At 59.8% G+C, this 19,717-nt stretch carries 25 protein-coding genes; 15 read left to right on the top strand and 10 right to left on the bottom strand.

Annotated elements, in window-relative coordinates:
* Positions 1-104 precede the first annotated feature (104 nt).
* The 6 genes from pmbA to AAEZ09_RS08605 all read left to right on the top strand — a co-directional run bounded on the left by pmbA (position 105) and on the right by AAEZ09_RS08605 (position 5,411).
* Positions 105-1,451 carry a metalloprotease PmbA gene (gene pmbA, locus AAEZ09_RS08630; RefSeq protein ID WP_350599045.1) on the top strand — a complete coding sequence of 449 codons (1,347 nt, stop codon included), beginning with the start codon at positions 105-107 and terminating at the stop codon, positions 1,449-1,451.
* A 192-nt stretch (positions 1,452-1,643) separates the two neighbouring features.
* Positions 1,644-2,051 (top strand): hypothetical protein, encoded by a 408-nt coding sequence (locus AAEZ09_RS08625; protein WP_045061463.1) that lies wholly within the window; start codon positions 1,644-1,646, stop codon positions 2,049-2,051.
* Positions 2,032-3,408 (top strand): class II fumarate hydratase, encoded by a 1,377-nt coding sequence (locus AAEZ09_RS08620; protein WP_350599041.1) that lies wholly within the window; start codon positions 2,032-2,034, stop codon positions 3,406-3,408. The genes AAEZ09_RS08625 and AAEZ09_RS08620 overlap by 20 nt, the downstream gene beginning before the upstream one ends.
* A 27-nt stretch (positions 3,409-3,435) precedes the next feature.
* Positions 3,436-3,873 (top strand): DUF2753 family protein, encoded by a 438-nt coding sequence (locus AAEZ09_RS08615; protein ID WP_350599040.1) that lies wholly within the window; start codon positions 3,436-3,438, stop codon positions 3,871-3,873.
* Positions 3,874-3,875: 2 nt separating this feature from the next.
* Positions 3,876-4,487 (top strand): superoxide dismutase, encoded by a 612-nt coding sequence (locus AAEZ09_RS08610; RefSeq protein WP_045061460.1) that lies wholly within the window; start codon positions 3,876-3,878, stop codon positions 4,485-4,487.
* Between the two features lie 30 nt (positions 4,488-4,517).
* Positions 4,518-5,411 (top strand): ZIP family metal transporter, encoded by an 894-nt coding sequence (locus AAEZ09_RS08605; protein WP_045061459.1) that lies wholly within the window; start codon positions 4,518-4,520, stop codon positions 5,409-5,411.
* Between the two features lie 68 nt (positions 5,412-5,479).
* Here AAEZ09_RS08605 and AAEZ09_RS08600 read toward each other — a convergent pair whose 3' ends face one another.
* From AAEZ09_RS08600 to AAEZ09_RS08555, 10 genes are all read right to left on the bottom strand, one after another.
* A complete protein-coding gene (locus tag AAEZ09_RS08600) occupies positions 5,480-5,755 on the bottom strand; it encodes an HPr family phosphocarrier protein (protein WP_205893558.1) in 276 nt (91 codons plus the stop codon).
* A gap of 15 nt (positions 5,756-5,770) precedes the next feature.
* A complete protein-coding gene (rapZ, locus tag AAEZ09_RS08595; protein ID WP_122837511.1) occupies positions 5,771-6,628 on the bottom strand; it encodes an RNase adapter RapZ in 858 nt (285 codons plus the stop codon).
* Between the two features lie 2 nt (positions 6,629-6,630).
* Entirely contained in the window at positions 6,631-7,095 is a 465-nt protein-coding gene (ptsN, locus tag AAEZ09_RS08590) for a PTS IIA-like nitrogen regulatory protein PtsN (RefSeq protein WP_045061456.1), read from the bottom strand.
* A gap of 12 nt (positions 7,096-7,107) precedes the next feature.
* The gene (gene hpf, locus AAEZ09_RS08585) at positions 7,108-7,416 is read right to left on the bottom strand and encodes a ribosome hibernation-promoting factor, HPF/YfiA family (RefSeq protein WP_045061455.1); all 309 of its coding nucleotides are present in this window, start codon (positions 7,414-7,416) and stop codon (positions 7,108-7,110) included.
* Between the two features lie 74 nt (positions 7,417-7,490).
* Positions 7,491-8,984 carry an RNA polymerase factor sigma-54 gene (locus tag AAEZ09_RS08580; RefSeq protein ID WP_045061454.1) on the bottom strand — a complete coding sequence of 498 codons (1,494 nt, stop codon included), beginning with the start codon at positions 8,982-8,984 and terminating at the stop codon, positions 7,491-7,493.
* Positions 8,985-9,167: 183 nt separating this feature from the next.
* Positions 9,168-9,893, bottom strand: a complete 726-nt coding sequence (gene lptB / locus AAEZ09_RS08575) for an LPS export ABC transporter ATP-binding protein (protein ID WP_045061453.1) — start codon at positions 9,891-9,893, stop codon at positions 9,168-9,170.
* Positions 9,893-10,441 (bottom strand): lipopolysaccharide transport periplasmic protein LptA, encoded by a 549-nt coding sequence (lptA, locus tag AAEZ09_RS08570; RefSeq protein WP_045061452.1) that lies wholly within the window; start codon positions 10,439-10,441, stop codon positions 9,893-9,895. Before lptA ends, lptB begins: the two co-directional genes overlap by 1 nt.
* Entirely contained in the window at positions 10,428-11,000 is a 573-nt protein-coding gene (gene lptC / locus AAEZ09_RS08565) for an LPS export ABC transporter periplasmic protein LptC (RefSeq protein WP_045061451.1), read from the bottom strand. Before lptC ends, lptA begins: the two co-directional genes overlap by 14 nt.
* A gap of 7 nt (positions 11,001-11,007) precedes the next feature.
* The gene (locus tag AAEZ09_RS08560) at positions 11,008-11,532 is read right to left on the bottom strand and encodes a KdsC family phosphatase (RefSeq protein WP_045061450.1); all 525 of its coding nucleotides are present in this window, start codon (positions 11,530-11,532) and stop codon (positions 11,008-11,010) included.
* Positions 11,532-12,506 (bottom strand): KpsF/GutQ family sugar-phosphate isomerase, encoded by a 975-nt coding sequence (locus AAEZ09_RS08555; protein ID WP_045061449.1) that lies wholly within the window; start codon positions 12,504-12,506, stop codon positions 11,532-11,534. Before AAEZ09_RS08555 ends, AAEZ09_RS08560 begins: the two co-directional genes overlap by 1 nt.
* 276 nt (positions 12,507-12,782) lie before the next feature.
* Here AAEZ09_RS08555 and AAEZ09_RS08550 point away from each other — a divergent pair, with 276 nt between their 5' ends.
* The 9 genes from AAEZ09_RS08550 (at position 12,783) to hisD (ending at position 19,717) form a co-directional block, all read left to right on the top strand.
* Positions 12,783-13,592, top strand: a complete 810-nt coding sequence (locus AAEZ09_RS08550) for an ATP-binding cassette domain-containing protein (RefSeq protein WP_045061448.1) — start codon at positions 12,783-12,785, stop codon at positions 13,590-13,592.
* On the top strand, positions 13,592-14,389 hold the full coding sequence (mlaE, locus tag AAEZ09_RS08545; RefSeq protein WP_045061447.1) for a lipid asymmetry maintenance ABC transporter permease subunit MlaE: 798 nt from the start codon (positions 13,592-13,594) through the stop codon (positions 14,387-14,389). Before AAEZ09_RS08550 ends, mlaE begins: the two co-directional genes overlap by 1 nt.
* On the top strand, positions 14,389-14,856 hold the full coding sequence (gene mlaD, locus AAEZ09_RS08540) for an outer membrane lipid asymmetry maintenance protein MlaD (RefSeq protein WP_045061446.1): 468 nt from the start codon (positions 14,389-14,391) through the stop codon (positions 14,854-14,856). Before mlaE ends, mlaD begins: the two co-directional genes overlap by 1 nt.
* Positions 14,857-14,867: 11 nt before the next feature.
* The gene (locus tag AAEZ09_RS08535) at positions 14,868-15,521 is read left to right on the top strand and encodes an MlaC/ttg2D family ABC transporter substrate-binding protein (protein WP_045061445.1); all 654 of its coding nucleotides are present in this window, start codon (positions 14,868-14,870) and stop codon (positions 15,519-15,521) included.
* The gene (locus AAEZ09_RS08530) at positions 15,518-15,823 is read left to right on the top strand and encodes an STAS domain-containing protein (protein WP_045061444.1); all 306 of its coding nucleotides are present in this window, start codon (positions 15,518-15,520) and stop codon (positions 15,821-15,823) included. The genes AAEZ09_RS08535 and AAEZ09_RS08530 overlap by 4 nt, the downstream gene beginning before the upstream one ends.
* Positions 15,824-15,936: 113 nt before the next feature.
* Entirely contained in the window at positions 15,937-16,176 is a 240-nt protein-coding gene (locus tag AAEZ09_RS08525; RefSeq protein WP_045061443.1) for a BolA family protein, read from the top strand.
* A 22-nt stretch (positions 16,177-16,198) separates the two neighbouring features.
* Complete coding sequence (murA, locus tag AAEZ09_RS08520) at positions 16,199-17,464, top strand: UDP-N-acetylglucosamine 1-carboxyvinyltransferase (RefSeq protein ID WP_205893559.1); 1,266 nt, start codon at positions 16,199-16,201, stop codon at positions 17,462-17,464.
* Positions 17,465-17,630: 166 nt separating this feature from the next.
* Entirely contained in the window at positions 17,631-18,266 is a 636-nt protein-coding gene (gene hisG, locus AAEZ09_RS08515) for an ATP phosphoribosyltransferase (RefSeq protein ID WP_007942738.1), read from the top strand.
* Between the two features lie 125 nt (positions 18,267-18,391).
* On the top strand, positions 18,392-19,717 hold the full coding sequence (hisD, locus tag AAEZ09_RS08510; protein WP_350599032.1) for a histidinol dehydrogenase: 1,326 nt from the start codon (positions 18,392-18,394) through the stop codon (positions 19,715-19,717).

The following is a 19,717-nucleotide window of genomic DNA, read 5'->3' as shown; positions in this document are numbered from 1 at the left end:
GCCGTCCGCAAAGAAACGCCGCCATGATAACCAGTCGGGGGCCGCTTGTCCGGCCCGGTCGCTCGATGACCCTCGCCGAAAGCAGAATTTGAGTGGAGAACAGCATGAGTGCAGTTGAAAGCGTCGGCCCGCAAGCGTTGCCGGCACTGCAGGAACAAGTCGAGCAGATCATTGCTGAAGCCAAGCGCCAGGGCGCCAGTGCCTGTGAAGTAGCAGTATCCCTGGAGCAGGGCCTGTCGACTTCGGTGCGCCAGCGTGAGGTCGAGACTGTTGAGTTCAACCGCGACCAGGGCTTTGGCATCACTTTGTACGTCGGTCAGCGCAAAGGCTCGGCCAGCACATCGGCCAGTGGGCCAGAGGCGATCCGGGAAACCGTGGCCGCCGCACTGGCAATTGCCAAGCACACCTCCGAAGACGAAGCCTCGGGCCTGGCAGATGCTGCGCTGATGGCCAAGGACCTGAAGGATTTCGACCTGTTCCACCAGTGGGACATTACCCCGGAGCAGGCCATCGAGATGGCCCTTAGCTGTGAAGCGGCGGCGTTTGCAACCGACAGCCGGATCAAGAACGCCGACGGTACCACCCTCAGCACGCATCAGGGCTGCCGAGTCTATGGCAACAGCCACGGGTTCATTGGCGGTTATGCATCGACCCGCCACAGCCTGAGCTGCGTGATGATCGCCGAGGCCGATGGCCAGATGCAGCGCGATTACTGGTATGACGTCAGCCGCCAGGGCAATTTGCTGGCCGATCCGGTGAGCATTGGCCAGCGTGCCGCGCAGCGGGCTGCCAGCCGGTTGGGCGCGCGCCCGGTGCCAACCTGTGAAGTGCCGGTACTGTTCTCCGCCGAACTTGCCGGTGGCTTGTTCGGCAGTTTCCTTTCGGCGATCTCCGGCGGCAGCCTGTATCGCAAATCTTCATTTTTGGAAGGCACCTTGGGGCAGCAACTGTTCCCGCAATGGCTGACCATCGACGAGCGTCCACACCTGATGCGCGCCATGGGCAGTTCGGCGTTCGACGGCGATGGCCTCGCGACCTATGCCAAGCCGTTCGTCGAGAAGGGCGAGCTGGTGTCGTACATCCTTGGCACCTATTCCGGTCGCAAGCTGGGGATGCCGAGCACCGCCAACGCCGGCGGCGTGCACAACCTGTTCGTCACCCATGGCGACGAAGACCAGGCAGCCTTGTTGCGCCGCATGGGCCGCGGCCTGCTGGTAACCGAGTTGATGGGGCAGGGCCTGAACATGGTCACTGGCGACTATTCCCGCGGTGCTGCCGGCTACTGGGTTGAAAACGGCGAAATCCAGTTTGCGGTCCAGGAAGTGACCATCGCCGGCAACATGCGCGACATGTTCAAGCAGATCGTTGCCGTGGGTAATGACCTGGAACTGCGCAGCAATATTCGCACGGGGTCGGTGCTGATCGAGCGGATGACCGTCGCAGGCAGCTGATATTTTTGCTGCAACACTAAAGGCACGCCACCCAACCGGATGGCGTGCTTTTTTTTCGCCTGCATATCACGGCAGGTAAAGCACGCCTGTTGGAGCAAGCTTTGCTCCCCAGAGGGATATCCGGGATCTCGGGGTTGTTTTGGTTATCATTATCATATAATAATAAATCTCATTACCGAATGAGCCCGGATCATGAGTTCTGCCTTGCACGAGCAGCCCTATCAAGAAAGCTGGCGCTGGATGAGTCGCCAGATCCGTTGCGCAATGGACCCTGACGAGCCGCGCCTGATTGAGCACTACCTGGCCGAAGGCCGGTACCTGGCGTGTTGCACGGCCACTTCTCCCTGGACCATAGCCGAAACCTCTTTCCGTTTGCTGCTTGATACCGCCGCCGACGTCGCACTGCCCTGGCACTGGCGCAGCTTGTGCCTTGACCAGGCCTGGCGTCCTCTGCGCGACCTGGAACGCCTCTCCTTGTGTAAATGCCGCCTCAAGCGCTGGCAACGCTACACCTGGCAACTGGCCACCTGCGAGTTGCAGCCCTCCATTCCTCTAGACGAACTGGTGCAAGGATTTTCTGATGAACAAGACACGTATTGAGCGCGACAGCATGGGCGAATTGAACGTCCCGGTAGACGCCCTGTACGGCGCGCAAACCCAGCGCGCAGTGGATAACTTCCCCATCAGCGGCAAGCCGATGCCGGTGCAGTTCATCCGTGCATTGATCCTCGCTAAAGCTGCAGCGGCCCGCGCCAATGTCGAGCTCAAGCAGATCAGCGAGTCCCAGGGCAAAGCCATTGTCGATGCGGCGCAAGGCTTGCTCGAGGGCGACTTCATGCAGCACTTCCCGGTGGATATCTTCCAGACCGGCTCGGGCACCAGTTCCAACATGAACGCGAACGAGGTGCTCGCCACCCTGGCCAGCCGTCTGCTCGGTGAGCCGGTCAATCCCAACGACCATGTCAACTGCGGCCAGAGCAGCAATGACATCATCCCGACTACCATCCATGTCAGCGCTGCCCTGGCCCTGCATGAGCAACTGTTGCCGGCATTGACCCGCCTGGTGCAGGTGATCGAGCGCAAGGCCGAAGAGGTGCATCACCACGTCAAGACCGGTCGCACGCACCTGATGGATGCCATGCCGGTGCGCATGAGCCAGGTGCTCAACGGTTGGGCCCAGCAACTCAAGGCCAACGTCGGGCACCTGCAGGATTTGCTGCCGAGCCTGCAATCCGTGGCTCAAGGCGGCACGGCGGTGGGCACCGGGGTCAACGCCCATCCCGAATTCGCGGTACGTTTCAGCGAACAGTTGAGCAAGTTGACCCTGGTGGAGTTCACCCCGGGCCAGGATCTGTTTGCGCTTATTGGCTCGCAAGATACGGCCGTCAGTGTTTCCGGCCAGTTGAAAGCCACCGCCGTGACCTTGATGAAGATCGCCAACGACCTGCGCTGGATGAACTCCGGCCCTTTGGCCGGTCTCGGTGAAATCGAACTCGAGGCGCTGCAGCCGGGCTCCTCGATCATGCCTGGCAAGGTCAATCCGGTCATACCGGAAGCCACCGCCATGGTTGCCGCCCAAGTGATCGGCAACGACACGGTCATCACCATCGCCGGTCAGTCGGGCAATTTCGAGCTCAACGTGATGTTGCCGATCATCGCCCAGAACCTGCTGAGCAGCATCGAATTGCTGGCCAATTCCAGCCATCTGCTGGGTGAAAAAGCCATTGCCAGCTTCAAGGTCAACGAAGCCAGGCTCAAGGAAGCGCTGTCGCGCAACCCGATCCTGGTCACGGCCCTGAACCCGATCATTGGCTACCAGAAGGCCGCTGAAATCGCCAAGAAGGCCTATCAGCAAGGCCGCCCGGTGATTGATGTCGCCCTTGAACACACTGACCTGACGCGCAGCCAGCTCGAGCTTTTGCTTGACCCGGTAAAGCTCACTGCAGGCGGCGTGTAACCACCGCTACCGTTTTGGAGGCTCACCATGGAGCACTGGAAACGCACGATCGAAAGAGCAAATCGCTGTTTCATGCAGGGCGAACTGGTCGATGCGCGCGAGGCTTACTTGCAGGCATTGGCACTGGCCCAGGTGTTGTTCGAGCGCTGGGCGGATGCCGACGAAGCGGTGGCAGCCTGCGTCATCTCCCATCACAACCTGGCAGACCTGCACCTGCGGCTCAATCAGCCGGAGGAGAGCGCCGAATACCTGTGTGCCATCCACCAGCGGTTGCTGCAGGCCATGCAGGACACGCGACTGGCGCCAGCGTTGCGCGAAGCGGCGCTGCGCCAGAGCAGCAAGACCTATGTCGAGCTGCTGAATTTCATCAGCGAACACGGTGAATACCCACGGACCCACCGCCTGCTGCACATCGACGTTCCAACTGCCTACCGTCCTGCGCCTCTTCATCATGGAGTTCACTGAACATGGCTTTTACCCTGCCTGACTTGCCCTACGCCTACGATGCCCTGGAACCGCACATTGATGCCAAGACCATGGAGATCCACTACACCAAGCACCACCAGACCTACATCAATAATCTGAACGCGGCCGTCGAAGGCACCGAATTCGCCGAATGGACCGTGGAAAAGCTGGTGGCGGCCGTCCAGCAGCTGCCGGAAAAACTGCGTGCCGCCGTTATCAACCAGGGCGGTGGTCATGCCAACCATTCGCTGTTTTGGGAAGTCATGGCCCCGCACGGTGGCGGCGCCCCTGACGGCGCGCTGGCCCAGGCAATCGACGAGCAACTGGGCGGGCTCGACAGTTTCAAGGAGGCGTTCACCAAGGCTGCGCTGACCCGTTTTGGCAGTGGCTGGGCATGGCTGAGTGTGACCCCGCAGAAAAAACTGGTGGTGGAAAGCAGCGGCAATCAGGACAGTCCGCTCATGAATGGCAACACGCCTATCCTTGGCCTGGACGTGTGGGAGCACGCCTACTACCTGCAGTACCAGAACCGTCGCCCGGAATACATCAACGCGTTCTACAACGTGATCAATTGGCCTGAAGTGGCGGCGCGCTACAAGGCGGCCCAGGGTTGAATCTCCAATGAAAAACCACCAAGGCTGATTATGGGCACTGAAACGCTGGCGATCGGAAGTGGGCGGATGTTTCGTTACGCATTCGGATCGCTGTTATTGCTGGCGGGTATGTCCTTGCTGGTCGCCCAAGGGCTGGCGTGGCTGGATCTTGAACCGAAACTGCTGCGTGCATTGCAGGGTGGGGCGATCTGCGCACTGGGTACGGCGCTGGGCGCGGTGCCGGTGCTGGTGATTCGCCGCATGCCGCAAGCCGTCAGCGATACGCTGTTAGGTTTCGGCGCGGGGGTCATGTTGGCGGCGACGGCGTTTTCGCTGATCGTGCCTGGGATCTCCGCCGCGCAGAGCCTCGGGCTTAAGCCTTGGGCCGCCAGTGGCCTGATCAGCCTTGGTATCATGCTTGGCGCTTTGGGTTTGTATCTGGTGGACCGCAAGGTCTCCGGGGCCTGCCCGGAAATGCTGGCAGGCGCGCAGGAGGGGCCGGCGATTGCGCCGAGGATCTGGCTGTTCGTGTTTGCCATCATTGCCCATAACATTCCCGAAGGCATGGCGGTCGGGGTGTCAGCCGGGGGCGGCATGCCTGATGCCGATAGCCTGGCGATGGGTATTGCGCTGCAGGATGTGCCGGAAGGGCTGGTGATTGCGCTGGTGTTGGCGGGGGCGGGGATGTCGAGGGTCAGGGCATTCCTGATCGGTGCCGCTTCAGGGTTGGTTGAGCCGGTTTTTGCGCTGCTGTGTGCGTGGCTGGTGAGCCTGGCCGAACTGCTATTGCCGCTTGGGCTGGCACTGGCGGCCGGGGCCATGTTGCTGGTGGTTACGCACGAAGTGATCCCCGAGTCGCGACGTCATGGTCACGACAAGCTGGCGAGCCTGGGGTTGCTGATTGGGTTTTGCTTGATGATGGTGATGGATACGGCGCTGGCTTGAAAATCAAAAGATCGCACAGGGTTCGTGTACCCGTGCAGGCTGCGATCTTTTAATCTTGACCTTGTTCTTTACTCGCCTTCGTCGAAGTAGTTGTTGATCAACGCTACCAGCGCATCCAGCGCTTCGTCCGCCTCTTCGCCTTCGGTACTCAAATGGATCCTGGTGCCCTTGCCAGCCGCCAGCATCATCATTGCCATGATGCTCTTGCCGTCCACCGTGGTTTCCGGCGTGCGTCCTACCCTGATGGTGCAATCCTTGAACTTTCCTGCGACCCCGACAAATTTCGCCGACGCGCGGGCATGCAGGCCCAGCTTGTTGATGATTTCAATTTCCAGAGCAGGCATTGCGATGTGAATCCTTTAGCTGAGGTCGCGGTGGCGGACCTGGACGTTCTTCAGGGATTGTTGCAGAACCTGGCCCAGACGTTCGGTCAGGTAGACGGAGCGGTGATGCCCGCCGGTGCAGCCAATGGCTATGGTGACATACGCGCGGTTGCTGGCAGCAAAGCGTGGAAGCCATTTGAGCAGGTAGGTGGAGATGTCCTGGAACATTTCCTCGACGTCCGGTTGCGCGGCCAGGTAGTCGGCTACCGGTTGATCGAGCCCAGATTGCTCGCGCAACTCTGGTTTCCAATAAGGGTTGGGCAGGCAGCGCACGTCGAACACCAGGTCGGCATCCACAGGCATGCCACGCTTGAAGCCGAAAGACTCCACCAGGAACGCGGTGCCAGGCTCAGGCTGGTTCAACAGCCGCAGCTTGATGGTATCGCGCAACTGGTACAGGTTCAGGTTGGTGGTGTTGACCTTGAGGTCAGCCAGGTCGGCAATCGGACCCAGCAGATTGGACTCGTCCTGAATTGCCTCGGCGAGCGAGCGATTGGCATTGCTCAGCGGATGGCGGCGACGGGTTTCGGAAAACCGCTTGAGCAGGGTTTCTTCGTCGGCGTCCAGGTACAGCACGTCACACTTGATGTGACGGCTGCGCACTTCCTCCAGCAATTCCGGAAAACGGGACAGGTGGCTTGGCAGGTTGCGCGCGTCAATCGACACGGCCACCAGCGGTTGCGCGAGCTCGGTGTGGATCAGTGCTCGTTCGGCCAGCTCGGGCAACAGCCCGGCGGGCAAGTTGTCGATGCAGTAGTACCCGCTGTCTTCAAGGACATCGAGCGCGGTACTTTTACCTGAGCCGGAGCGGCCGCTGACAATGATCAAGCGCATGATTAATGACCGTTCTGCTCGTCCAGGACAACCTGGTACAAGGCTTCATTGCTCGGGGCGCTGCGCAATTTTTCGCGCACTTCCTTGCGATCAAGCATGCTGGCAATCTGGCGCAAAAGCTCCAGGTGCGCATCGGTGGCGGCTTCCGGGACCAGCAACACGAACAGCAGGTCAACCGGAGCACCGTCGATGGCGTCGAAATCAATAGGGGCGTCGAGGTGCATCAGGGCGCTGACCGGGGAGGTACAGCCCTTGAGGCGACAGTGGGGGATGGCGATGCCGTTGCCAAAACCGGTCGAGCCGAGTTTTTCACGGGCGATCAGGGCCTCAAAGACATCTTGCATCTCCATATCCGGCACTTCGCGATGGATTAGGTTGGCAATTTGTTCGAGGGCTTTCTTTTTACTGCCGCCCGGCACGTTCACGAGGGAACGGCCGGGGGTCAGGATGCTTTCAAGTCGGATCATGGATTGGGAGTGTTAACGACCGGTTGCGCCCTGGAGGAGGCTCTGGGTCTTTTCCTTATGCTTTTTGAGTTGGCGATCCAGCTTGTCGGTCAGCAGGTCGATGGCGGCATACATGTCCGTATGCTCGGCATTGGCGACCACTTCTCCGCCGGGTATATGCAGCGTGGCTTCGATTTTCTGCAGCAGCTTCTCGACGGTCATCGTGACTTGCACGTTGGTTATCTTGTCGAAATGCCTTTCCAATCGGGCGAGTTTTTCGCCGATGTAGGTGCGCAGGGGTTCGGTCACTTCCAGTTGGTGTCCACTGATGTTGACTTGCATACAGCTTCTCCTTCGTTGCCAGTGCATAAAGCGGTAGACCCGATGATCTACCACTGGAACGCTGTGGCGTGGCTTTACATCAACCGCTTGCGTTCGCTCGAAGGCGCGATCCCAAGGGATTCGCGGTACTTGGCGACGGTGCGGCGAGCCACCTGAATGCCTTGTGCCTCCAGTAAACCAGCGATCTTGCTGTCACTCAACGGCTTTTTCTGATTTTCCGCTGCAACCAGTTTTTTGATGATCGCGCGGATCGCCGTGGACGAGCATTCACCGCCTTCCGAGGTGCTGACGTGACTGGAGAAAAAGTATTTCAGTTCATAAATACCCCGTGGGGTATGCATGAATTTTTGCGTGGTCACCCGGGAAATCGTCGATTCGTGCATGCCGACGGCTTCGGCGATGTCATGCAGTACCAGCGGCTTCATGGCTTCGTCGCCGTACTCCAGAAAACCCCGTTGATGCTCGACGATCTGGGTGGCAACTTTCATCAGGGTTTCGTTGCGGCTCTGCAGGCTCTTGATGAACCAGCGGGCTTCCTGCAACTGATTGCGCATGAAGGTGTTGTCCGCGCTGGTGTCAGCGCGACGCACAAACCCGGCGTACTGGGCGTTGACCCGCAATTTGGGCACCGACTCCTGGTTGAGTTCCACCAGCCAGCGCTCGTTGTCCTTGCGCACGATCACGTCCGGGACCACGTATTCGGCCTCGCTGGACTCGATCTGCGAGCCGGGTCGCGGGTTGAGGCTCTGCACCAGTTCGATCACCTGGCGCAGTTCATCTTCCTTGAGCTTCATGCGGCGCATCAGCTGGCTGTAGTCGCGGCTGCCCAGCAGGTCGATGTAGTCCGTGACCAGGCGCTTGGCTTCTGCGAGCCAGAGGGTCTTGGCGGGCAACTGGCGCAATTGCAGCAGCAGGCATTCGCCGAGGTTTCGGGCAGCGATACCGGCCGGTTCGAATTGCTGGATGCGGTGCAGGACGGCTTCGATTTCGTCCAGCTCGATGTCCAGCTCCGGGTCGAAGGCTTCGAGGATTTCCTCGAGGGTTTCGTCCAGGTAGCCCTGATTGTTGATGCAGTCGATCAGGGTGACGGCGATCAGGCGGTCCGTGTCGGACATCGGGGCGAGGTTGAGCTGCCACAGCAGGTGGCTTTGCAGGCTTTCACCGGCCGACGTGCGGGTGGTGAAGTCCCACTCGTCATCATCGTTGCTGGGCAGGCTGCTGGCGCTGGTCTGGTAGACGTCTTCCCATGCAGTATCGACCGGCAGCTCGTTGGGAATGCGCTCGTTCCAGTCGCCTTCCTCAAGGTTGTCGACCGTTGGCGCGGTCTCCTGATAGGAGGGCTCCGAAACATCGGCGTTGGGTTGCTGCTCGGCTTTGTCGGCCAAGGGATCGGCATTGTCGAAGTCGTCGCCGTCTTCCTGGCGTTCGAGCATCGGGTTGGACTCCAGCGCCTCCTGGATTTCCTGCTGCAGGTCCAGGGTCGACAATTGGAGCAGGCGGATGGCCTGTTGCAGCTGAGGTGTCATCGTCAGCTGCTGGCCCATTCTCAAGACTAGCGATGGTTTCATGGCAGGGGCTTAAACCTTATTCGCCGGCGCGCATGCGCCATCCACTACAGGGCGCCGAAGCGCCAAACTTAAGCAAATTATATGCCCGATTTTGCAGTGTTTGCCTAGAGCGCTGTAACAATAAAAAAGTATTGATTTTTCAAAGTGACAAGCGCTCGCGCGACTGGGCAGGCACCTCAGCGCTTACAGGCGGAACTCATGGCCCAGATACACTTCCTTGACCAGGTCGTTGGCCAGGATGGTCGCGGAGTCGCCCTCGGCAATCAGCTGGCCATCGTTGACGATGTAGGCTGTTTCGCAGATATCCAGGGTTTCGCGGACGTTGTGGTCGGTGATGAGTACACCAATGCCCTTGGCCTTCAGGTGATGGATAATCTGCTTGATATCGCCAACCGAGATCGGGTCCACGCCGGCGAAAGGTTCATCGAGGAGGATGAACTTCGGGTTGGTGGCCAGCGCCCGGGCAATTTCCACACGGCGTCGCTCGCCGCCCGACAGGCTCATGCCGAGGTTGTCGCGGATGTGGCTGATGTGGAATTCCTGCAGCAGGCTCTCCAGCTCCTTGCGGCGCCCGGCCTTGTCGAGTTCCTTGCGGGTCTCGAGGATGGCCATGATGTTATCGGCCACCGACAGTTTGCGGAAGATCGACGCTTCTTGCGGAAGATAGCCAATACCTGCCTTGGCGCGGCCGTGCATGGGCTGGTGACTGACATCCAGGTCGTCGATCAGCACGCGGCCCTGATCAGCCTGCACCAGGCCGACGATCATGTAGAAGCAAGTGGTCTTGCCGGCGCCGTTGGGGCCAAGAAGCCCGACGATCTGACCGCTGTCGATGGACAGGCTTACGTCACGCACGACCTGGCGGCTCTTGTAACTCTTGGCCAGATGCTGAGCTTTCAGAGTTGCCATTACTGGGCCTTCTGCTCGTCGGTTTTCTTTTTAGGCTGGATAACCATGTCGATTCGCGGGCGCGACTCGGTCACCTTGTTGCCCGTGGCGCGACCGGCGCTTGCCAGCTTCTTCACGGTGTCGTAGACGATTTTCTCGCCCTGGGTGACGTTGTTGTCCTTGTCGATGACCTTGGCTCGATCGATCAGCACGACGCGGTTCTGCGAGGCGTGATACTGGATCGTGACGCCGTAGCCCTGGACAGGCTTGGCGTCGCCCTGGGTCTGCAATTGCTCGAAGTAAGCCAGGTTGCCCACGGAAGTCACCACGTCGATGTCGCCTGCCGGGGTGCGAGTGATGGTCACGGTGTTACCGGTCACCTTCATGGAGCCCTGGGTGATGATGACGTCGCCTTTGTAGGTGGCGATGCCGTTCTTGTCGTCCAGTTGGGCGTCGTCGGCCTGAATGCGGATAGGCTGCTCTTGATCGTTCGGCAGAGCCCAGGCGCTCACGCTTCCCAGTGCTGCGCCCAGGCTGAGCAAAATAGGGAGGGTTTTAACGAGCCTCATACTGTCCTCTTACGTTCGATAGCAGGTGTATCCTGCTTTCTTTCAAATACGCTTTCATTCCCGTGCCAGTCGACACGCCACCGGCGCCGTCGATTCTAACGGGTTGCTCCGTCTGCGCATATTGCTGCTTCGGGAACACGGTCATACGGGTGGTGGTAATCAGCGTCTTGCGGTTTTTCTCGTCGAAACGTGTGATACGCACCGAGTCGATCAGTTCCACTTCCGTACCATCCGGATTCACTTCACCGCGTTCGCTCTGTACATGCCAGGGAAACTCGGTGCCGCGGAACATGTTCAGGTCCGGGTTGGTCAGCAGCGTCACTTCAGTGGCTTTAAGGTGTTCGACCTTGTCCGACGTCATCTCGTACTGCAGCTTGCCATCGGGCAGGAACTGCACGCTGTGGGCGTTCAGGGCGTAATAGTCGATCGCCGTCTCATCGACGGCCACGGTCGGCTTGTCGAGAAAGCGTTCAGGGCTGATGTTCCAGTAGCCGACCGCAGCAAAAATCGCGGCGATGCAACCGAACAGCAGTATGTTGCGAAACTTTTTGCTCAGCATAGTTGGCTCACAGGTACGCGGCGTTTGCCGCATCGAGGCGGCCCTGGGCGCGCAGGATCAATTCGCAGAACTCGCGGGCAGCACCTTCGCCTCCGCGGGCCTGGGTGATGCCGTCGGCATGTTCACGCACGAAGCTGGCCGCATTGGCCACCGCCATGCCCAGGCCAACGCGGCGTATCACCGGCAGGTCAGGCAAGTCGTCGCCGAGGTAGGCGACTTGCTCATAGCTTAGGCCTAGTTCGCCAAGAAGTTCGTCCAGCACCACCAGTTTGTCTTCGCGCCCCTGGTACAGATGGGGAATGCCGAGGTTTTTTGCCCGACGCTCAACCACCGGGGTCTTGCGACCGCTGATGATAGCGGTCTGAACGCCGGCTGCCATCAACATCTTGATGCCCTGGCCGTCGAGGGTGTTAAAAGTCTTGAATTCACTGCCGTCTTCGAGAAAGTACAGGCGCCCATCAGTGAGCACTCCGTCGACATCAAAGATTGCCAGCTTGATATTCTTGCCACGTTGCAGCAGATCGTTGCTCATTACATGACTCCTGCGCGCAGCAGGTCGGAGAGGTTGAAGGCGCCGATCGGGCGATCCTCATCGTCCACCACTACGAGAGCGTTAATTCGGTTGTCTTCCATGATCTTCAAGGCTTCGGCGGCGAGCATCTCGGCCCGCGCGGTCTTGCCGTGAAGGGTCATGACCTGGTCGATGGTGGCGTGATGAATGTCGATGGCGCGGTCCAGGGTGCGGCGCAAGTCACCGTCGGTGAAGATCCCGGCGAGTTTGCCGTCGGCCTCCAGTATCGCGGTCATGCCCAGGCCCTTGCGAGTCATTTCCATCAGCGCGTCCTTGAGCAGGGTGCCACGCTGGACCCGGGGCAGGGCGTCGCCGGCATGCATGACGTTCTCGACCTTGAGCAGCAGGCGACGACCAAGTGCACCACCCGGGTGGGAAAAAGCGAAATCTTCCGCCGTGAAGCCACGCGCTTCCAGCAGCGCGACGGCCAGTGCGTCGCCCATGACCAGTGCCGCAGTGGTGGACGAGGTGGGCGCCAGGTTCAGCGGGCAGGCTTCATGCTCGACTTGCACGTCGAGATTGACTTCGGCGGCCTTGGCCAGGGTCGAGTCAGGGTTGCCGGTCATGCTGATCAACTGGATGCCCAGGCGCTTGATCAGCGGCAGCAGGGTTACGATTTCAGTGGTCGAGCCGGAGTTGGACAGGGCCAGGATGATGTCGTCCCGGGTAATCATGCCCATGTCGCCGTGGCTGGCTTCGGCCGGGTGGACGAAAAACGCCGTGGTCCCGGTGCTGGCCAGGGTGGCGGCGATCTTGGTGCCGATATGCCCCGATTTTCCCATGCCGACCACGACCACGCGGCCCTTGCTTGCCAGAATCATCTCGCACGCGCGTACGAAATCTGCGTCGATGCGTGGAAGCAAGCCTTGTACGGCTTCCAGTTCGAGACGGATGGTGCGTTGTGCCGATTGAATCAGGTCGCTGGATTGGCTCATGTCGGAAATCGTATAGCCTGATGAAAAGGCGGCGATTATAGCGGTTATGATCGAAACCCTCACGCTAGTTCGTCGTGCTTTGTCATTCCCTGTTACGTAATCCTCTCGCTGGGAGTCTTTTGACCTGTCGTGCAGCTGAACATCGCCCGGCTTTAGCCTTGGGCGCCAAGCCCTTGCAGTGATATAGTTCGCCGCCAGTTCGGCCTGCCCACGGTGAATGTGCTTTCGTCAGAAAGACAGGCGTCCGAGTGTGAGGCTGCATCGCAAGGAGTTTAGATGAGTGCCGATAACGCCTACGCGGTCGAGCTGAAGGGACTGACCTTCAAGCGCGGTGCGCGCAGCATTTTCAATAACGTCGATATCCGTATTCCACGGGGCAAGGTCACCGGCATCATGGGGCCTTCAGGGTGCGGCAAGACCACGCTGTTGCGCCTGATGGGCGCACAGTTGCGGCCGACTGCCGGCGAAGTCTGGGTTAACGGCCAGAACCTGCCGAAGCTGTCTCGAAGCGATCTGTTCGACGCTCGCAAGCATATGGGCGTGCTGTTCCAGAGCGGTGCGCTGTTCACCGACCTCGACGTGTTCGAGAACGTGGCTTTCCCATTGCGTGTGCACACCCAGCTTCCGGAGGAAATGATCCGGGATATCGTCCTGCTCAAGTTGCAGGCCGTAGGCTTGCGCGGCGCGATCGACCTGATGCCCGACGAACTGTCCGGTGGCATGAAGCGGCGTGTCGCGCTCGCGCGGGCCATTGCCCTCGATCCGCAGATCCTCATGTACGACGAGCCCTTTGTCGGGCAGGACCCGATCGCCATGGGCGTGCTGGTGCGCCTGATCCGCCTGCTCAACGATGCGCTGGGTATCACCAGTATTGTGGTTTCCCACGACCTGGCAGAGACCGCGAGCATCGCCGACTACATCTATGTAGTGGGTGAGGCGCAGGTTTTGGGGCAGGGCACGCCGGACGAGCTGATGAACTCGGACGATCCGCGGATCCGCCAGTTCATGACGGGCGAACCTGATGGCCCGGTCGCGTACCACTTTCCAGCGACGGATTACCGCGCAGATCTTCTGGGGAAGCCTTGATGCGCAAGATTTCACTGATAGAACGTGTACGCCGGTTCGGCGCGGCGGCAATCGATGCCGTCGCGGTGTTCGGGCGGGCGACCTTGTTCCTGTTTCATGCCTTGCTCGGCCGTGGCGGCATCGGTGGTGGCTTCGGCCTGCTGATCCGGCAATTGCATTCGGTGGGCGTCATGTCCCTGGTGATCATCGTCGTCTCCGGGGTGTTCATCGGCATGGTGCTGGCGCTGCAGGGTTTCAACATCCTGTCCAGCTACGGCTCGGAGCAGGCGGTCGGGCAGATGGTTGCGCTGACCCTGCTGCGTGAACTGGGGCCGGTAGTCACCGCCTTGCTGTTCGCCGGGCGCGCAGGCTCTGCCCTGACGGCCGAGATTGGCAACATGAAATCCACCGAGCAGTTGTCCAGCCTGGAAATGATTGGTGTCGACCCGCTCAAGTACATCATTGCCCCGCGCCTGTGGGCCGGCTTCATATCCCTGCCAGTGCTGGCGATGATTTTCAGCGTGGTGGGTATCTGGGGCGGTTCATGGGTGGCCGTCGACTGGCTGGGAGTCTATGAAGGTTCCTACTGGTCGAACATGCAGAACAGCGTGACGTTCTCTGAAGATGTGCTCAATGGCATCATCAAGAGTGTCGTCTTCGCTTTCGTCGTGACCTGGATTGCCGTATTCCAAGGCTATGACTGCGAGCCCACTTCCGAGGGTATCAGTCGTGCCACTACCAAGACCGTCGTATACGCCTCGTTGGCGGTGCTCGGCCTGGACTTTATTCTGACCGCCTTGATGTTTGGAGATTTCTGATGCAAAACCGCACCCTGGAAATCGGTGTCGGCCTTTTCTTGCTGGCTGGCATCCTGGCTTTGCTGTTGCTTGCGTTGCGGGTCAGTGGCCTGTCCCCGAGCGCAACAACCGATTCTTATAAACTTTACGCATATTTTGACAATATCGCCGGTTTGACGGTCAGAGCTAAAGTGACCATGGCCGGTGTGACTATCGGCAAGGTCACTGCGATCGATCTGGACCGCGACAGTTTCACCGGCCGGGTGACCATGCAGCTGGACAAGAGCGTCGATAACCTGCCGACGGACTCCACTGCATCTATCCTGACCGCTGGGCTGTTGGGCGAGAAGTACATCGGCGTCAGCGTTGGTGGTGAAGAAACGCTGCTCAAGGATGGCGGGACCATCCACGATACGCAGTCGTCGCTGGTGCTCGAAGACCTGATCGGTAAATTCCTGCTCAACACCGTTAGCAAAGAAGCCAAATGAGGAGTTTTTGAATGATCTCTACCTTGCGACGTGGCCTGTTGGTATTACTCGCGGCTGTGCCGCTGATGGCTAACGCCGTGGCGGCGCCGTCGGCGCACGATCTGGTGCAGGACACCACTACCCGGTTGCTGGCCGATCTGGCTGCCAACAAGGCAAAGTACAAGCAGGACCCTAACGAGTTCTACAACGCCCTGAACGGCATTGTCGGACCGGTGGTCGATGCCGAAGGCATCTCCCGCAGCATCATGACCGTGAAGTATTCGCGCAAGGCCTCGCCTGAGCAGATGCAGCGCTTCCAGGAAAACTTCAAGCGCAGCCTGATGCAGTTTTATGGCAATGCGTTGCTCGAATATAATAACCAGGGCATCACCGTTTCCCCTGCCAAGGATGAAAGCGGTAACCGGACCAGCGTTGACATGCAGGTCAAGGGCAGCAGTGGCTCCATCTATCCTGTGTCCTACACGCTGGAGAAAATCAACGGCGAGTGGAAAGTCCGCAACGTCATCATCAACGGCATCAACATCGGCAAGCTGTTCCGCGATCAGTTCCAGGACTCGATGCAGCGCAATGGCAACGATCTCGACAAGGTGATCAACAACTGGGCCGGCGAAGTTGCCAAGGCCAAGGAAACCACCGAGCAAGCTGCCGAGAAGCAAACCCAATGAGTGAGTCGGCCGTCCAGATGAATGAATCCGGCGAACTGCACCTCAGTGGTACGCTGGATTACCGCAGCGGCCCGGTTCTGCGCAAGCAGGGCCAGGCGCTGATCAAGGCCAGCAAGGCTGCGGCGCTGGTGGTTGACTGTTCGCAGGTGGTTAAGTCCAGCAGTGTCGGCTTGTCGTTGCTGCTGTGCTTCATGCGAGATGCCCAGGCCGCCGGCAAGGCCCTGAGCATCCGCGCGATGCCCGAAGATATGCGCGAAATCGCTCAGGTCAGTGAATTGACCGAGTTATTGGCGCATCCCTAACCGCATCTACAGGGAAGCCCCCCGTCAGAGTCCTGCTTAGCGGGGTTCGCAGGCGCGGGGCTTTTTTGTATGATGTCCGACCCGCGCGCACAAGGCGCCGATTGAGGTTGAGCATGCAGGCCGTAGAAGTGAAGAGCTTCCTTGAAGGAAAGCTGCCAGACACGAAGGTGGAAGTTGAAGGCGAAGGCTGCAATTTCCAGCTGAACCTGATTAGCGATGAACTGGCGGCGTTGAGCCCGGTGAAGCGTCAGCAGCAGGTCTATGCCCATTTGAACCCATGGATCACCGATGGCAGCATCCATGCGGTCACTATGAAATTTTTCAGCAGCGCGGCCTGGGCCGAGCGCACCTGAGCCCAAGGGCGTCGAGATTCTTATGGATAAACTGATTATTACTGGTGGCGTTCGTCTTGATGGCGAAATCCGCATCTCCGGGGCAAAGAACTCCGCCCTGCCGATCCTGGCCGCAACCTTGCTGTGCGATGGCCCGGTTACCGTTGCCAACCTGCCGCACCTGCACGACATCACCACCATGATCGAGCTGTTCGGCCGCATGGGCATCGAGCCGGTGATCGACGAGAAGCTCAGCGTCGAAATCGACCCGCGCACCATCAAGACCCTGATCGCCCCGTACGAACTGGTGAAAACCATGCGTGCGTCGATCCTGGTACTGGGCCCGATGGTTGCCCGTTTCGGCGAAGCCGAAGTTGCGCTGCCTGGCGGTTGCGCCATCGGCTCGCGTCCGGTTGACCTGCACATCCGCGGTCTCGAAGCCATGGGCGCGGTGATCGACGTGGAAGGTGGCTACATCAAGGCCAAGGCGCCTGAAGGTGGCCTGCGCGGCGCGCACTTCTTCTTCGACACCGTCAGTGTGACCGGTACCGAGAACATCATGATGGCCGCTGCGCTGGCCAAGGGTCGCAGCGTCCTGCAGAACGCCGCTCGCGAACCTGAAGTCATCGACCTGGCGAACTTCCTGATCGCCATGGGCGCCAAGATTACCGGCGCCGGCACCGACACCATCACCATTGATGGCGTCGACCGCCTGCACCCGGCTACTTACAAGGTAATGCCGGACCGTATCGAAACCGGTACCTACCTGGTTGCTGCTGCTGTTACCGGCGGTCGCGTGAAGGTCAAGGATACCGATCCGACCATCCTTGAAGCGGTGCTTGAGAAACTCAAGGAAGCGGGCGCGGAAATTACCTGCGGCGAAGACTGGATCGAGCTGAACATGCACGGCAAGCGGCCTAAAGCCGTCAACGTGCGTACGGCTCCGTACCCGGCATTCCCGACTGACATGCAGGCGCAGTTCATTTCGCTCAACGCCATTGCCGAAGGCACCGGTGCCGTGATCGAGACGATCTTCGAGAACCGTTTCATGCACGTCTACGAGCTGCACCGCATGGGCGCCAAGATCCAGGTCGAAGGCAACACTGCCATCGTTACTGGCACCGAGAAGCTCAAGGGCGCGCCAGTCATGGCCACCGACCTGCGTGCTTCGGCCAGCCTGGTGATCTCCGCGCTGATTGCTGAAGGCGACACCCTGATCGATCGCATCTACCACATAGACCGTGGTTACGAGTGCATCGAAGAGAAACTGCAGATGCTCGGCGCCAAGATCCGCCGCGTACCGGGCTAGTCCCTGCTGCAGCTGTGGTGAGGGAGCAAACTCCCTCGCCACGGTTTGCTGTTAACTGATTTGTTTCAAATCGAGGCTGATTCTTCGTTATCGGGAATGCCTCGATGTGTGTCCGGCGCCGATTGCGACCGGGCATGAGTACCTTTATTAAGGACTGACGTTTCCCATGTTGACCATTGCATTGTCCAAGGGCCGCATTCTTGATGACACCCTGCCGCTTCTGGCTGAAGCGGGCATCGTGCCGACCGAGAATCCGGACAAGAGCCGCAAGCTGATCATCCCCACGACCCAGCCCGACGTACGTTTGCTGATCGTGCGTGCTACCGATGTGCCGACTTACGTCGAGCATGGTGCCGCTGACCTGGGCGTTGCCGGTAAAGATGTGTTGATGGAATACGGCGGCCAGGGCTTGTACGAGCCACTGGACCTGCGGATTGCACTGTGCAAGCTGATGACTGCTGGCCGTGTTGGTGATGTCGAGCCCAAGGGCCGTCTGCGCGTGGCAACCAAGTTCGTCAACGTTGCCAAGCGTTATTACGCCGAGCAGGGCCGTCAGGTCGATATCATCAAGCTCTACGGCTCGATGGAACTGGCCCCGCTGATCGGTCTGGCGGACAAGATCATCGACGTGGTCGACACCGGCAATACGCTGCGCGCCAATGGCCTGGAACCTCAGGATTTCATTGCCGACATCAGCTCCCGGCTGATCGTCAACAAAGCTTCGATGAAAATGCAGCACGCCCGTATCCAGGCGTTGATCGACACCCTGCGCAAGGCAGTGGAGTCTCGACACCGCGGCTGATTCACCTGCGCGACCTTGAGTCGCGCCCGTCTATCCGCCTCATAGCCAGAATCTCAGGTGCCCAAGCGGAAACGGCTGCTAAGTTAGGGCGCCTGAGTTTTTGCCATTCCTATGAGGCTCTCGCTATGACCGCACCGACTGCAATTCGCCGACTCAACGCTGCTGACCCGGATTTTGCGCATCATCTGGATCATCTGCTGAGCTGGGAAAGTGTGTCTGACGACTCGGTCAATCAGCGGGTGCTGGACATCATCAAAGCCGTGCGCGAGCGTGGCGACGCCGCCCTGGTGGAGTTCACCCAGAAGTTCGACGGCCTGGAAGTGGCCTCGATGGACGACTTGATCCTGCCGCGCGAGCGCCTGGAACTGGCGCTCACGCGTATCACCATCGCTCAGCGCGAAGCCCTGGAAAAAGCAGCCACCCGGGTGCGCAGCTACCACGAGAAACAGAAGCAGGACTCCTGGAGCTATACCGAGGCCGATGGCACCGTGTTGGGCCAGAAGGTTACTCCGCTGGACCGCGCTGGCCTGTACGTGCCGGGCGGCAAGGCGTCGTATCCGTCTTCGGTACTGATGAATGCCATTCCCGCCAAGGTGGCTGGCGTGACCGAAGTGGTCATGGTAGTACCCACCCCGCGTGGCGAGCTCAATGAGCTGGTGCTGGCGGCGGCGTGCATCGCCGGCGTGGACCGGGTGTTCACCATTGGCGGCGCCCAGGCCGTCGCCGCCCTGGCTTACGGCACCGAGAGCGTGCCGAAGGTCGACAAGGTCGTCGGCCCTGGCAACATCTATGTCGCCACCGCCAAGCGCCACGTGTTCGGCCAGGTCGGTATCGACATGATTGCCGGCCCTTCGGAGATCCTCGTGGTGTGCGACGGCCAGACCGATCCGGACTGGATCGCCATGGACCTGTTTTCCCAGGCCGAGCACGACGAAGACGCCCAGGCGATTCTGGTCAGCCCTGACGCCGAATTCCTCGACAAGGTGGCCGCGAGCATTAACAAACTGATGCCGACCATGGAGCGTGCCGAGATCATCGAAACCTCGATCAATGGCCGTGGCGCCCTGATTCTGGTCGAGGACATGAACCAGGCCATCGAAGTGGCCAACCGCATCGCCCCGGAACACCTGGAGCTATCGGTGGCTGATCCACAGGCCTGGCTGCCATTGATTCGTCACGCGGGTGCGATCTTCATGGGTCGTCACACCTCCGAGGCCCTGGGCGATTACTGCGCAGGCCCCAACCACGTGTTGCCGACTTCCGGCACCGCGCGGTTCTCCTCGCCGTTGGGTGTGTACGATTTCCAGAAACGCTCCTCGATCATCTTCTGCTCCGAGCAGGGTGCTTCCGAACTGGGCAAAACGGCCTCCGTGCTGGCCCGTGGCGAGTCGCTGACCGCCCACGCGCGCAGTGCCGAATACCGCATCGTCGACGATCAGAAGGGGAAATGA

Source organism: Pseudomonas sp. 65/3-MNA-CIBAN-0223 (assembly GCF_040310425.1).
GTDB classification, from domain to species: domain Bacteria; phylum Pseudomonadota; class Gammaproteobacteria; order Pseudomonadales; family Pseudomonadaceae; genus Aquipseudomonas; species Aquipseudomonas gregormendelii.
The sequence above is the reverse complement of the archived record's forward strand: the minus strand, read 5'-3'. Positions and strand labels throughout refer to the sequence as shown.

Bases quoted from the DNA above. Each gene is read 5' to 3' on its own strand.
- AAEZ09_RS08535 (WP_045061445.1), top strand. From the start codon at position 14,868: ATGATCTCTACCTTGCGACGTGGCCTGTTGGTATTACTCGCGGCTGTG.
- AAEZ09_RS08600 (WP_205893558.1), bottom strand. From the start codon at position 5,755: ATGCCTGCTCTGGAAATTGAAATCATCAACAAGCTGGGCCTGCATGCC.
- AAEZ09_RS08550 (WP_045061448.1), top strand. From the start codon at position 12,783: ATGAGTGCCGATAACGCCTACGCGGTCGAGCTGAAGGGACTGACCTTC.
- AAEZ09_RS08555 (WP_045061449.1), bottom strand. From the start codon at position 12,506: ATGAGCCAATCCAGCGACCTGATTCAATCGGCACAACGCACCATCCGT.
- lptB (WP_045061453.1), bottom strand. From the start codon at position 9,893: ATGGCAACTCTGAAAGCTCAGCATCTGGCCAAGAGTTACAAGAGCCGC.
- AAEZ09_RS08560 (WP_045061450.1), bottom strand. From the start codon at position 11,532: ATGAGCAACGATCTGCTGCAACGTGGCAAGAATATCAAGCTGGCAATC.
- AAEZ09_RS08605 (WP_045061459.1), top strand. From the start codon at position 4,518: ATGGGCACTGAAACGCTGGCGATCGGAAGTGGGCGGATGTTTCGTTAC.
- AAEZ09_RS08530 (WP_045061444.1), top strand. From the start codon at position 15,518: ATGAGTGAGTCGGCCGTCCAGATGAATGAATCCGGCGAACTGCACCTC.
- ptsN (WP_045061456.1), bottom strand. From the start codon at position 7,095: ATGATCCGACTTGAAAGCATCCTGACCCCCGGCCGTTCCCTCGTGAAC.
- AAEZ09_RS08620 (WP_350599041.1), top strand. From the start codon at position 2,032: ATGAACAAGACACGTATTGAGCGCGACAGCATGGGCGAATTGAACGTC.
- AAEZ09_RS08525 (WP_045061443.1), top strand. From the start codon at position 15,937: ATGCAGGCCGTAGAAGTGAAGAGCTTCCTTGAAGGAAAGCTGCCAGAC.
- AAEZ09_RS08625 (WP_045061463.1), top strand. From the start codon at position 1,644: ATGAGTTCTGCCTTGCACGAGCAGCCCTATCAAGAAAGCTGGCGCTGG.
- lptA (WP_045061452.1), bottom strand. From the start codon at position 10,441: ATGAGGCTCGTTAAAACCCTCCCTATTTTGCTCAGCCTGGGCGCAGCA.
- hisG (WP_007942738.1), top strand. From the start codon at position 17,631: ATGTTGACCATTGCATTGTCCAAGGGCCGCATTCTTGATGACACCCTG.
- AAEZ09_RS08580 (WP_045061454.1), bottom strand. From the start codon at position 8,984: ATGAAACCATCGCTAGTCTTGAGAATGGGCCAGCAGCTGACGATGACA.
- hisD (WP_350599032.1), top strand. From the start codon at position 18,392: ATGACCGCACCGACTGCAATTCGCCGACTCAACGCTGCTGACCCGGAT.
- pmbA (WP_350599045.1), top strand. From the start codon at position 105: ATGAGTGCAGTTGAAAGCGTCGGCCCGCAAGCGTTGCCGGCACTGCAG.
- mlaD (WP_045061446.1), top strand. From the start codon at position 14,389: ATGCAAAACCGCACCCTGGAAATCGGTGTCGGCCTTTTCTTGCTGGCT.
- rapZ (WP_122837511.1), bottom strand. From the start codon at position 6,628: ATGCGCTTGATCATTGTCAGCGGCCGCTCCGGCTCAGGTAAAAGTACC.
- murA (WP_205893559.1), top strand. From the start codon at position 16,199: ATGGATAAACTGATTATTACTGGTGGCGTTCGTCTTGATGGCGAAATC.
- mlaE (WP_045061447.1), top strand. From the start codon at position 13,592: ATGCGCAAGATTTCACTGATAGAACGTGTACGCCGGTTCGGCGCGGCG.
- hpf (WP_045061455.1), bottom strand. From the start codon at position 7,416: ATGCAAGTCAACATCAGTGGACACCAACTGGAAGTGACCGAACCCCTG.
- lptC (WP_045061451.1), bottom strand. From the start codon at position 11,000: ATGCTGAGCAAAAAGTTTCGCAACATACTGCTGTTCGGTTGCATCGCC.
- AAEZ09_RS08615 (WP_350599040.1), top strand. From the start codon at position 3,436: ATGGAGCACTGGAAACGCACGATCGAAAGAGCAAATCGCTGTTTCATG.
- AAEZ09_RS08610 (WP_045061460.1), top strand. From the start codon at position 3,876: ATGGCTTTTACCCTGCCTGACTTGCCCTACGCCTACGATGCCCTGGAA.